Genomic DNA, 13,711 nt, shown 5'->3' on the forward strand with positions numbered 1-13,711 from the left:
AAAGATGAATCAAATGAAACGAAGTAAAATTGTGGCATTTTTACTTGCATTTGTATTAGTTATCAATACATTATTTGTTAATTTTTCAGGTGCAGTATTTGCCGATGATGATAGTATGACGATAACCAATCTGGTCGTTGAATACTATGATGAAGCAGCGGGGGCGTACAAGCCGTTAACTAGCGGAATAACGCTGAATGACCAGACGAAGGTGAGGATTAATTTCAACTGGCAGTTCCCGAATTCCTCAATGACAACAGCGGGAGGAGATTACATAACGAAGATCGATCTGGGCATTGATAATATCAGTATGGACAGTATCACAAATGTTCCGTTTAATGATACGACCAATACAGAGATGGGTAAATACAGTATAAACGGTAGCGAGTTCACACTTGTTATTAATAAGGATTATTATGATAACTATTCCAACCGTTCAGGAAAGGCAAGCCTGGATGGTGTGGTTTCGGTTAATAACGATGATAATAAAGCAAGCACGGATGCGACGATCGCTGTCAGCGGTAATAAATTTGACATTCATGTTGTATTTAATCAGGCAGAAAGTAATCTTGAAGTAGCGAAGAAGACTGTAGGTAAAGCAACTCTGAATGCTGACGGAACATTAAACCAGACATATCAGGTTGATATTACATGTAAGGATGACAATATTTCGGATCTTGTATTAAGTGATGAGGCTGGATCTGCATTATCCGGTGCCACAAATTTTGTTTATAATGGTACAACCTATGGTTCTCTGGCAGAACTGAGTACAGCCATTGGTTCAACAATGACAAAGAATCAGAAAATCAGCTTTACATATGATATGAAGGCTGATGCATCTGTTTTGGAACAGGGTACAAACCATTATACAGGAAGCGAGTCAAATAAATTCAAGACAGAATATACGACAAACAAAGGAAATCCTAAAACATCAGACAGTAATAGTGTTAATCTGGATCTTGATATGCCATCTGTTTCAAAGAACGGTACATATGACAGCACAACGGGAAAGGTTACTTGGAAGATAACTGTTACACCGGGAGTCGTTGGATGGGATAAGGTTGATATGTCCGGGGTTACAGATAAAGTGACAGAAATGCTTGGGGGTACTGCTCTCGGAGCATCTAAGGATATATCCTTTACCAAGAGTGATTTTACAACTACCGATAATAAGACATACACATATGAATATACAACAGATGTGTCGGCTGACGCACAGAGTTCTTCATCAAAGGTTACCGCACAGAACGATGTAACAAATATTCAATTTGATGGACACAAGTACAACACTTCTGCCGAAGTGGGAATTACAGAGTCAAACTGGGCAAAGAAATCTTATGCATCTTACGATGAAGCTTCAAAGATTCTGACATGGAAGATAGATGTGGATATACCAACAGGCGAAAATATTACAGATGTTGCGGTAAATGATAGTCTGTACGGTGCTTCAGGAAATCATGACTTCAATATCGGCAATCTGGAAGTTACACTGACTGATAACACCCATACAGATGCAACTATCCTGAAGTACACAGAAAAGAGTAACCAGCAGATGGATTCTGATGTACTGGAGACCACATATACAGACTTTAATAAACAAAATAATCTTACATTTAAGGATTCATATATTGCATCATTGCAGGCAAGCGGCTCTGCACATATGACATTGACCTTTAAGACTCACATAACAGATGAAGATCCAATAGGAACATATTCAAACAAAGGTGAAGTTCGATATAAGAGTAATGGAAAACAGGGTGTGATACCGGTATCTGCAGATTATAAATTCAAGGCTGTCAGCATTACGGATAAGAGAGCATTTTTTGCCGACGACGACAAAGAAACCATCCAATACAATGTATGGGTTGATTTCTCAAAGGACGATTCTATAACTCCGGAGGTTGGAAAGCAGATAATCTTTACAGATGAGATGCCGGACAACATGGTGCTGAAATCAGTTGATTATCTGGGTGCAGGACAGGTTGATGGCTGGTTTGATAACCATAATAACTATCAGAGCTCGCAGCTTGGTGTTACGGATACATCTGCAGAAGACGGAAAAGTTGTCTTTACTGTAACTTTATCACAGGAGATGATCGATAATATCAATAATGCTGCGCCGAACCAACGTGGTATATATGTCACATATACAGCCAAGGTAAAGGATGGAATGAAATTCCACAAGGGCGGAACTACTACATTTAAGAACAAGGTATCAGCTACTTATGACGGAACAAGTGTGGGAAAGAAGACGGTGTCGTCACAGCTGACACCGGGAAAACTTGTAGACAAACAGATGGAATATAATACCAGCAAGAGCGTTGATAAAATATTCTATACCGTTGATATTAATAAATGTGGATATGATCTGGCATCAGGTACAGATGTTCTTACTTGTGAGGATGATATGGGTACCAGCCTGATCCTTGATCCATCTACAGTCAAGATCAAGCAGATTGATGATGACGGAAATTCATCGGAGTGCAGTTCAGCGTCATTTTCGTATGATAAGCTGAATAACCGCATTACATTTAAGATTCCTGATGAAACACATATCCAGATCACATATACAGTAAAGCTGGCTCTTTATGGTGATGGAACTGCTGCGGATTCAGACAAGATTACATTTGAAAACAGTGGTAATACATTTACAGTGAAAGGCGTAGAAACTGTTGATACAAAGGATCAGGTTTCCAGATATAATTACGCATATTCATCAAAGGTACAGGGTGCCGGTGATACCGGATCTATAACATTGTTAAAGTATTACAGAGGAACCGATGGTAATATGAAACCATTGGGAGGATCCTCCTTTAAGATATACAGAGCAACATATGATGAAGCAACCGGATTATATACATATGACAGCAGTGCCACTCCGGAAAAGGAGAAGACACTGAGAGATGATGAGACGGAGTGGGTAATTGACAATCTCCGACTCGATATTGTATATGCATTGGTTGAGACAGGATCTCAGCTTGGATATAAGGTGAATCCGGATCCTATGTATTTTGTACTTCCGGGTGACGATTATAAGAAGGTACAGCAGACCTCCCAGTTGGAGAGGATTGTAACCAGCAGTTACCTGAGATATAACAACGAAAAAGGTAGTTTTCAGATAAAGAAGACTATAGATGGATCAACGAAAAATCTACAGAAGTATGAGGCGTTTACATTTGAACTTCAGGAGATAAATAAACCAAGTATCAGTTCTGTAAATGGTCAGAAAGAGATCACATATACAGACAAGACGTCTGGTGTAAACCAGCAGATTACGTCAAGCACTGCGACCGGTATTGGTGATTTCAATGTAATAGATTACACAGCCTCGGATATAGGAAAAGAATTTTATTACAAGATATCTGAGAAGAAAGGATCAAATTCGAATATTGCATACGATACATCCTTCTATGTTGCAACCGTAAGCGTGAAGCAGGATGCTACCACAGGAGAGATTTATTCAGATATAAACAGTATAGATAAGTATTCGGAAGATGGAATATTAATAGGTAATACTATTCCGGAAATGATCAGTTTCAATAATTCGGCAGATATGAGTGGCAGCCTGACTCTGACAAAGACAGTAAGTGGAGATAAGACATTTGCTGATGTTAAGGATGGTTTGAGCTTTGAAATAAAAGGACCGGGAAGCTACAGTGCAACCATAAAGGGCAAAGACCTGGATGCAACAACCAGAACAAAGACCCTTACTGGTCTTGTGCCGGGTCAATATACGATAACCGAGACAATAACGGATATTACAGGATTTAAGCATTCTACTAAATATACGGTTGGAAGTGGAAGCGAAAAAACCGGTAAAGTAGCAACTGCAACTGTAGAGGCAAAAAAGAATACAGAGGTAGACTTTGTTAATACCTATACAAAGAAGGCAGGAAGCCTGAAGCTGACAAAGACAGTAAGTGGAGACAAGACGCTTGCGGATGTAGCAGCGGATATCAGCTTTAAGATCACAGGCCCAGACAGCTACAGCAAGACCGTAACCGGAGCAGAACTGTTAACAGCAGGCGGCAGTGTACAGATTGATGGCCTTGCAGTAGGTGACTACACAGTAGTCGAAACTGTAGCAGGAATCACAGGTTATACATTGACAACCAGCCACAAGGTAGGAAGCGGAAGCAAAGTTGACGGAAAGACAGCAACGGCAGCTGTAACAGATGGAGCAACCAGCAACATAGAGTTTGTAAACAATTACAAGAAGCAGGTCGGCAGCCTGAAACTGACAAAGACAGTAAGTGGAGATAAGACACTCACAGATGTAGCATCAGATATCAGCTTTGAGATCACAGGCCCAGACAGCTACAGTAAGACCGTAACCGGAGCAGAACTGTTAACAGCAGGCGGCAGTGTACAGATTGATGGCCTTGCAGTAGGTGACTACACAGTAGTCGAAACTGTAGCAGGAATCACAGGTTATACATTGACAACCAGCCACAAGGTAGGAAGCGGAAGCAAAGTTGATGGCAAGACAGCAACAGCAGCCGTACCAAACGGCGGAACAGCAGAAGTAGCATTTACAAACAACTACAAGAAGCAGGTCGGCAGCCTGAAACTGACAAAGATAGTAAGTGGAGACAAGACACTCACAGATGTAGCAGCGGATATCAGCTTTAAGATCACAGGCCCAGACAGCTACAGCAAGACCGTAACCGGAGTAGAACTGTTAACAGCAGGCGGCAGTGTACAGATTGATGGCCTTGCAGTAGGTGACTACACAGTAGTCGAAACTGTAGCAGGAATCACAGGTTATACATTGACAACCAGCCACAAGGTAGGAAGCGGAAGCAAAGTTGATGGCAAGACAGCAACAGCAGCCGTACCAAACGGCGGAACAGCAGAAGTAGCATTTACAAACAACTACAAGAAGCAGGTCGGCAGCCTGAAACTGACAAAGATAGTAAGTGGAGACAAGACACTCACAGATGTAGCAGCGGATATCAGCTTTAAGATCACAGGCCCAGACAGCTACAGCAAGACCGTAACCGGAGTAGAACTGTTAACAGCAGGCGGCAGTGTACAGATTGATGGCCTTGCAGTAGGTGATTACACAGTAGTCGAAACTGTAGCAGGAATCACAGGTTATACATTGACAACCAGCCATAAGGTAGGAAGCGGAAGCAAAGTTGACGGCAAGACAGCAACAGCAGCCGTACCAAATGGCGGAACAGCAGAAGTAGCATTTACAAACAACTACAAGAAGCAGGTCGGCAGCCTGAAGCTGACAAAGACAGTAAGTGGAGACAAGACACTCACAGATGTAGCATCAGATATCAGCTTTAAGATCACAGGCCCAGACAGCTACAGTAAGACCGTAACCGGAGCAGAACTGTTAACAGCAGGCGGCAGTGTACAGATTGATGGCCTTGCAGTAGGTGATTACACAGTAGTCGAAACTGTAGCAGGAATCACAGGTTATACATTGACAACCAGCCATAAGGTAGGAAGCGGAAGCAAAGTTGACGGAAAGACAGCAACGGCAGCTGTAACAGATGGAGCAACCAGCAACATAGAGTTTGTAAACAATTATGCGAAGAATCCGGGAAGTCTGAAACTGACAAAGACAGTAAGTGGAGACAAGACGCTTGCGGATGTAGCAGCGGATATCAGCTTTGAGATCGCCGGATCAAACGGATATAGCAAGACGATAGCCGGAACAGAACTGGATGCAAGCGGAAGTTATACGATTGATAATCTTGCAAAAGGAACATATACGGTGACAGAGACTGTGACCGGATCAACAGGTTATACAGTCACTACTACTTACAAAGTAGATGGTGGAAGTACAGAAGCCGGAGCAACAGCAACAGCAGCCGTACCAAATGGCGGAACAGCAGAAGTAGCATTTACAAACAACTACAAGAAGCAGGTCGGCAGCCTGAAGCTGACAAAGACAGTAAGTGGAGACAAGACACTCACAGATGTAGCATCAGATATCAGCTTTAAGATCACAGGCCCAGACAGCTACAGTAAGACCGTAACCGGAGCAGAACTGTTAACAGCAGGCGGCAGTGTACAGATTGATGGCCTTGCAGTAGGTGATTACACAGTAGTCGAAACTGTAGCAGGAATCACAGGTTATACATTGACAACCAGCCATAAGGTAGGAAGCGGAAGCAAAGTTGACGGCAAGACAGCAACAGCAGCCGTACCAAATGGCGGAACAGCAGAAGTAGCATTTACAAACAACTACAAGAAGCAGGTCGGCAGCCTGAAGCTGACAAAGACAGTAAGTGGAGACAAGACACTCACAGATGTAGCATCAGATATCAGCTTTAAGATCACAGGCCCAGACAGCTACAGTAAGACCGTAACCGGAGCAGAACTGTTAACAGCAGGCGGCAGTGTACAGATTGATGGCCTTGCAGTAGGTGACTACACAGTAGTCGAAACTGTAGCAGGAATCACAGGTTATACATTGACAACCAGCCACAAGGTAGGAAGCGGAAGCAAAGTTGACGGAAAGACAGCAACGGCAGCTGTAACAGATGGAGCAACTAGCAACGTAGAGTTTATAAACAATTATGCAGAGAATCCGGGAAGCCTGAAGCTGACAAAGACAGTAACAGGAGATAGAAGCTTTGCAGATGTAAAAGGAACTATTAGCTTTGAGATCGCCGGACCAAATGGCTACAGTGAGACAGTATCAGGAACACAACTTGATACAAGCGGTAGTTACACGATCGATAATCTTGCAAAAGGAACTTATACGGTGAAAGAGACGACTACCGGACCAAACGGCTATACAGTCACTACTACTTACAAAGTAGATGGTGGAAGTACAGAAGCCGGAGCAACAGCAACAGCAGCCGTACCAAATGGCGGAACAGCAGAAGTAGCATTTACAAACAACTACAAGAAGCAGGTCGGCAGCCTGAAACTGACAAAGACAGTAAGTGGAGACAAGACGCTTGCGGATGTAGCAGCGGATATCAGCTTTAAGATCACAGGCCCAGACAGCTACAGCAAGACCGTAACCGGAGCAGAACTGTTAACAGCAGGCGGCAGTGTACAGATTGATGGCCTTGCAGTAGGTGACTACACAGTAGTCGAAACTGTAGCGGGAATCACAGGTTATACATTGACAACCAGCCACAAGGTAGGAAGCGGAAGCAAAGTTGACGGAAAGACAGCAACGGCAGCTGTAACAGATGGAGTAACCAGTAACGTAGAGTTTATAAACAATTATGCAGAGAATCCGGGAAGCCTGAAGCTGACAAAGACAGTAACAGGAGATAGAAGCTTTGCAGATGTAAAAGGAACTATTAGCTTTGAGATCGCCGGACCAAATGGCTACAGTGAGACAGTATCAGGAACACAACTTGATACAAGCGGTAGTTACACGATCGATAATCTTGCAAAAGGAACTTATACGGTGAAAGAGACGACTACCGGACCAAACGGCTATACAGTCACTACTACTTACAAAGTAGATGGTGGAAGTACAGAAGCCGGAGCAACAGCAACGGCAGCCGTACCAAATGGCGGAACAGCAGAAGTAGCATTTACAAACAACTATAAGAAGCAGGTCGGTAGCCTGAAGCTGACGAAGACAGTAAGTGGAGACAAGACACTCACAGATGTAGCATCAGATATCAGCTTTAAGATCACAGGCCCAGACAGCTACAGTAAGACCGTAACCGGAGCAGAACTGTTAACAGCAGGCGGCAGTGTACAGATTGATGGCCTTGCAGTAGGTGACTACACAGTAGTCGAAACTGTAGCAGGAATCACAGGTTATACATTGACAACCAGCCACAAGGTAGGAAGCGGAACCGAAGATAATGGCGATACAGCAACAGCAACTGTAGCAGATGGAACAACGATCGATGTCGAGTTCATAAACGATTACGCTAGAGAACTTACCTCTGTAACAGTTAAGAAGATATGGAACGATAATAACAATAAAGCCAATAAACGTGCACCATTTGTAAGCGTACAGCTTTATGCAGGAACAGCCGTTTCTGGTGTAGCAGCTCGGTTGGATGAGAATAATTCATGGACGCATACATGGACAAATCTTCCAAAGTATGATGATGCCGGACAGTTAATCTCATATAGCGTCAAGGAATTAAATGTACCGGCTGAATATACAGACAGCGTAACGACAGATCCTGTAACAGGCGAGATAACGATTACAAATACAAGAGTTGGAACTAAGGGCAAACTTGTACTTACAAAGATGGTTGTTGGTTCTGTAGATAAGACTACAGCAGCTAGCGCGATCGAGTTCAAGATTACAGATGAAGCCGGAAATGTCGAGACATATTCATTGAATGATTTCAAGTATGATGTGACTACAAAGCAGTATACATTGGAACTTGAAAAACCTGCTGGCAAATATACAGTAGAAGAAACCAAGTATGATATCGATGGATATGAGACTAAGAGCATCAAGTATGCGATTGGTACAGGACTTCAGAAGGATGGTAAGACAGTAGATGTTCAGGTAGAGATAGATGAGACAGTAGATGTAACATTTGTGGATACCTACGATGAGACCACAACTACAGAGACAACCACCGAAGATACTTCTGAGACGACAACTACAGAAAAGACTACGGAAGTTACATCTGAGAAAACGACTGAGGTAACATCGGAAGATACAACCGAAGTTACATCAGAGAAGACAACCGAAGTAACAACTACAGAGACAACAACAGAAACGACGACAGAGGAGACAGTAGATAAGCCAAAGACAGGTGATGATTCACCGATAGCTTTCCTTCTCATTATGATGTCAGTATCACTTGCAGGAGCAGGAACTGTTGTCTATAAGAAACGTAAGAATCAGAAATAATATCTGATAGCAAACAAAATTAAGACGCCGGACTGTCATAATTGACAGCCCGGCGTCTTTCGATAAGATTATCATATATATAAATAAGACAAGCCTGTCTGTGATGATGGCTGCTGTGATCAGTAATGACATTCATGTAGTTTCGTAATGAGATACACTCTAGCTGTCAGCATCAAGCCCTTGTTTGAACCCGTAAGGGTGAGTTGGGGCGACTGCTGACAAATAAGCGGGTGTATCGAATAGAAACTAAATGAGTCATAACTGATCACAGTAAGCCGTTATTACAGATAGGCTTTTATATATGGTGATGTTATGCGAATATCTTATCAACAGGCTTTGCGACATACATAATGGTAAGCATCAGCGTGCAGGCAGCCCAGATGATAGGTTCGGTGATCGCTACGCCCAGATATCCGAGGGCAGGTGCCAAGAACATAACAGCAAGGATCTTTCCGACCATTTCGATCGTACTGGAAAGCACGGGAACAATCTTTCTTCCCATACCCTGCATAGCACAGCGAAGTACGAACAATGGTCCGAGTACATAGAAACAGCACATGCTGATTCGGATATACATAACAGCTGGATCGATTACAGCTGCGTCGCTTGTTCCGGCAACCAGACGGAGCAGAAGCGGAGCGGTTGGGAAACCGACCAGAATAATAAGTGTGGTTGCGATCGTATTTATAAGGATGCCGGCACGGATACCGGATTTTACACGGTCGATCCTTTTGGCACCGATGTTCTGACTGACAAAGGTTGTAACTGCGTTTCCGATAATATAGAGAGCTACATCGAGGATATCGAAGATCTTTCTTGCTGCGGTATGTGCAGTAATGATATTTGTACCTAGTTTATTGATAGAACTCTGTAAGGTAACAGTACCTATATTTACGATACAGCTCATGAATCCCATGGCGAGAGCGGATTGTACCAGATCGCTGAAATCTGTATGGTCAACTCTGTATTCATCTTTTTTGGGGATCAGGAAGTCACATTTTGTGAAGATGTATATAAAACATGCAACACCGGCAACTGCCTGCGAGATAACTGTAGCGATAGCTGCTCCAGCAACACCTGAATGGAAGCCCTGGATAAATAACAGATCCAGTCCGATGTTCAGCACAACTGCGATGCCAAGGAAGATCAATGGGGTCTTGCTGTCACCGACAGCACGTAGCAGATTTGCACCAAAATTATAAATTGCTGAAAAGATAAGTCCTGCTAAAATGTATTTGACGTACTTGTCAGCCATATGTATAATTTCCTCAGGTGTACCAAGAAGCACCAGGAGGTCATATATAAACAGAAGTCCAACGATCGTAAGAACGATGGAAGTAACAAAGGTGAGGATTGCTGAGACACCGATACATTTTCGCATGTTTTTCTGATCCTGAGCACCGAAATACCGGGCTATCGGGATCGATAAGCCGAGCGTGGCGCTGTTCAGAAATCCGATCAGTGTATTCGAGATAACACTGGTTGCTCCGACGGCTGCAAGCGCATCGGGATTGATACAGTTTCCGACAATGGCAGAATCACAGAAGCTGTAGAACTGCTGTGCGATCTGTCCGAGAATCATTGGAAGGGCATAGAGCCATATTACTTTTATTGGTTTTCCTTCGGTTAAATCTTTCATATTATATAACTTGCAGAACGCCATCAGACGCTGCTTTCTCCTTTCGTACTATTGAATTATATACATTTTTGGGAAAGTGTAAAGAGAAGTAAACATAAAAAAAGGTACAGAAAATTTACAATCAGATTTGGTGAAAATGACAGATTGTGGAAGAAAATGAAAATTGCTGCATGAAAATGGATAGATATATCATGGATTATGCAGTATGATATGTAAGATAAGTTTAGGTTTTATCGGAAATAATGTATGTTAGAATAAAAAGTTAGAAGGATTGGATACGAATGAAAAAAGATAATCAGAAAGATGAAAAGATATCTAATAAAGAAGAAAGTAGTCGGCAGAGATTGAAAGGTTTATCCTTTATAAAGGCATTTTTGTTTTTTGCTGTTTATATAGCAATATTGGTCTTGGTAGGGGTGCAGGCGGTATCCAGATCCGGGGAGACAAATAAAAAGAAGATTTCCATATATAAAGAAGCAACGCCGACGGATGCAGATACCGATATAGAAGGTGTGACAAAAAATGAGAAAGAAAATACAAAAGATCATCTGGAACTTGCTCAGCCGGCAGAATTAAAGAAGGTAGATGCTGTTTCTGCCGGACAGGACTATAATGGCATAGATCTGAAAGACAATGGAATGCCATATGCCATAAAGATTAATCGTAAAGAGAATATTGTTACAGTATACAGTCTGGATTCGGATGGTTTTTATACAGTTCCGGTTAAGGCATTTCGATGTTCGGTATCACTGGATGATACGACACCGGCAGGCTTATTCACAACAACAGAGAAGCGGTTGGAATGGGCGATCCTGCAAGGAAATGTATACGGACAGTATGCTTACCAGATTCATGAGGGAATTTATTTCCATTCCGTTCCTTATACAGAAAAGGGAAGCGATAAACTTGAGACATGGGAATATAATAAGCTCGGAGAAGGGGCATCGCTTGGATGTATCCGTATGTGTGTGGCGGATGTGAAATGGATCTATGAGAATTGTATGCCGGGAACACAGGTATACTTATTCGACAGTGATTATCCGGGACCGCTTGGCAGACCACAGCAGCCATATGTTTTTACTGAGACAGATGATACTGGCTGGGATCCGACAGATACGACGCCGGGCAATCCGTTTGCCGGAACGGCGGCGATATATGGAGCGGTAAGCCATAGCATTGAAGTGGGAGAGCCGTTTGACAGTAAGACAGGTGTTCTTGCATTTTCATCAGATATGGAGAATGTAACGGATCGGCTCATGGTAGAAGGAACAGTAGACAACCAGACACCGGGTGAATATAAATTATCTTATTACTTTTATGATAATGGAAAGAAAATATTACGGGATATCTATATTACGGTCAAGGACACGGAACCTCCTGTTATTACGGAAGCACCGGATGAACTGCACCTGAGAGGTTATCATGGGGATGCAGATGAACTGGCAGCTTTGATCGCGCGAAATGTTACAGCCTTTGACAGTGATAAGAAGATCATCTCATACGATGTGATCCCACAGACGGAGGAAGTCGGGGTAGACGATGACCGGACAACAGAGAATCCGGTTCTTGTGATAGACCTGACAGGTGTACAGGAGACACCGGGAACCTATGAAGTATCCTGTTATGCAAAAGATACCGCAGATAATCGATCAGCCGTGTGGAAGATAACGATTGCTTTAGAGGAATAGAGAAGGACAGCAGAAAGCTGAAAAAGAAGAGAGGTTAGAAGTTGGATATTCGATCAGAAAATGATAAAAAAAGCGGTTATGAAGTGCAGATGGAAGCAGAAGAACGAGTGATCGTATTTGCAGTAACCACCGGTGGAGTATCGGTAGAGGATACAGAGAAATCACTGGATGAACTGGAGGAACTTCTGGAAACCGCAGGGGCAGCTACAGTCGGAAGACTAATCCAGAGTCTGGATCGTGCAACAAGTGATCTATATCTTGGCAGTGGTAAGGTAGAAGAACTGCGAAGCATGGTCGCTATGTATGATGCGACAGGCGTCGTCTGTGATGACGAGTTATCACCGGCACAGTTGATGAACCTTCAGGATGCACTTAATATAAAAGTAATGGACAGAACGATGGTTATTCTGGATATATTTGCCGCACATGCCGGAAGCTATGAAGGAAAGCTGCAGGTAGAGCTGGCACAGCTCAGATTCCGGGCGACCAGACTGGTAGGTATGCGTGATTCCCTGTCGAGACTTGGTGGAGGAATCGGAACCAGAGGTCCCGGTGAGAAGAAGCTGGAGATCGACCGTCGAGTGATAAGAGACAGGATCTCGAAGCTGAAAGCGGATCTTCGTCAGGTAGAAGGCAGACGGACAGAACAGAGAAAGCAGCGGAACAGGACGGGGATTCCGGTTGTAAGTATTGTAGGATATACAAATGCCGGCAAGTCAACTCTGTTAAATAAGCTGACGGGCGCAGGTGTTTTGGAAGAAGATAAGTTATTTGCAACGCTTGATCCGGCAACGAGAAATGCTGTACTTCCCGCCGGACAGCAGGTGCTGTTCACGGATACGGTAGGATTTATCCGCAAGCTGCCACACCATCTGGTGGAGGCATTCAAGTCGACACTTGAGGAGGCGAAGTACAGTGATGTAATCCTCCATGTTGTGGATGCGTCCGACCCGAACTGGGATCGGAATATGGAGACGGTCTATGCGACACTCAGACAGTTAAATGTAGATGAGGAAAAGGATCATCCGATCATTACAGTGTTCAACAAGATTGACAAACTGCCGGAGGGTGGGGATATATCGATGATCAAGGACCTTCGCGCGGATCGTATGGTATATTTGTCAGCAAAGACCGGTGCTGGAATCGATGATCTGCTGGTACAGGTTGAAGAAGTTCTGCGGGAGCAGAAGACATATATCCGGCATACATTTGCTTATCAGGATGCGGGGAAACCGGGGCTGATAAGGAAATATGGCGAAGTTCTGACGGAAGAATATCTGGAGGACGGAATCTTTGTTGAAGCATATGTTCCAAAGAGCCTGATCGGTCAGCTTGGTTTGGATAAAAATCTTTGACAAATCCTCTGTTTTCTACTAATGTAGGAATTGTCGGAGTTAATATAGAATAAACATGAAAACGAAGCAGATGGATGATCTGCTATATATTCATCAGAACGAAAGGAAAATGAGATGAACGAAAATAATATGAATCAGGGATTCCCGGAGAATCCGAATGGTGCTGATGGCGGTATGAACGATCAGACACCGGAAAACAATATGCCATATGGTT

Annotated in this window: 4 protein-coding genes; 3 read left to right on the forward strand and 1 reads right to left on the reverse strand. The window is 43.2% G+C overall.

Annotated features, from left to right (window positions below):
* Positions 1-13 precede the first annotated feature (13 nt).
* Positions 14-8,815, forward strand: coding sequence for a DUF5979 domain-containing protein (locus tag CLOL250_RS08000; protein ID WP_274922260.1), 8,802 nt, complete (start codon positions 14-16; stop codon positions 8,813-8,815).
* Between the two features lie 310 nt (positions 8,816-9,125).
* Here CLOL250_RS08000 and CLOL250_RS08005 read toward each other — a convergent pair whose 3' ends face one another.
* Entirely contained in the window at positions 9,126-10,454 is a 1,329-nt protein-coding gene (locus CLOL250_RS08005) for an MATE family efflux transporter (protein WP_044945587.1), read from the reverse strand.
* Positions 10,455-10,735: 281 nt separating this feature from the next.
* On the opposite strand from CLOL250_RS08005, the gene CLOL250_RS08010 reads away from it, so the two are divergent.
* Positions 10,736-12,142 carry a L,D-transpeptidase family protein gene (locus tag CLOL250_RS08010; RefSeq protein WP_008401812.1) on the forward strand — a complete coding sequence of 469 codons (1,407 nt, stop codon included), beginning with the start codon at positions 10,736-10,738 and terminating at the stop codon, positions 12,140-12,142.
* A 41-nt stretch (positions 12,143-12,183) separates the two neighbouring features.
* Positions 12,184-13,497 (forward strand): GTPase HflX, encoded by a 1,314-nt coding sequence (gene hflX, locus CLOL250_RS08015; RefSeq protein ID WP_008401813.1) that lies wholly within the window; start codon positions 12,184-12,186, stop codon positions 13,495-13,497.
* Positions 13,498-13,711: the final 214 nt, after the last annotated feature.

The organism is Clostridium sp. L2-50 (assembly GCF_000154245.1).
In the GTDB taxonomy this organism is placed as follows: Bacteria; Bacillota; Clostridia; order Lachnospirales; family Lachnospiraceae; genus Coprococcus.

Excerpts from the sequence above, each read along its gene's own strand:
- CLOL250_RS08000 (WP_274922260.1), top strand. The coding sequence starts at position 14 with ATGAAACGAAGTAAAATTGTGGCATTTTTACTTGCATTTGTATTAGTT.
- CLOL250_RS08005 (WP_044945587.1), bottom strand. The coding sequence starts at position 10,454 with ATGAAAGATTTAACCGAAGGAAAACCAATAAAAGTAATATGGCTCTAT.
- CLOL250_RS08010 (WP_008401812.1), top strand. The coding sequence starts at position 10,736 with ATGAAAAAAGATAATCAGAAAGATGAAAAGATATCTAATAAAGAAGAA.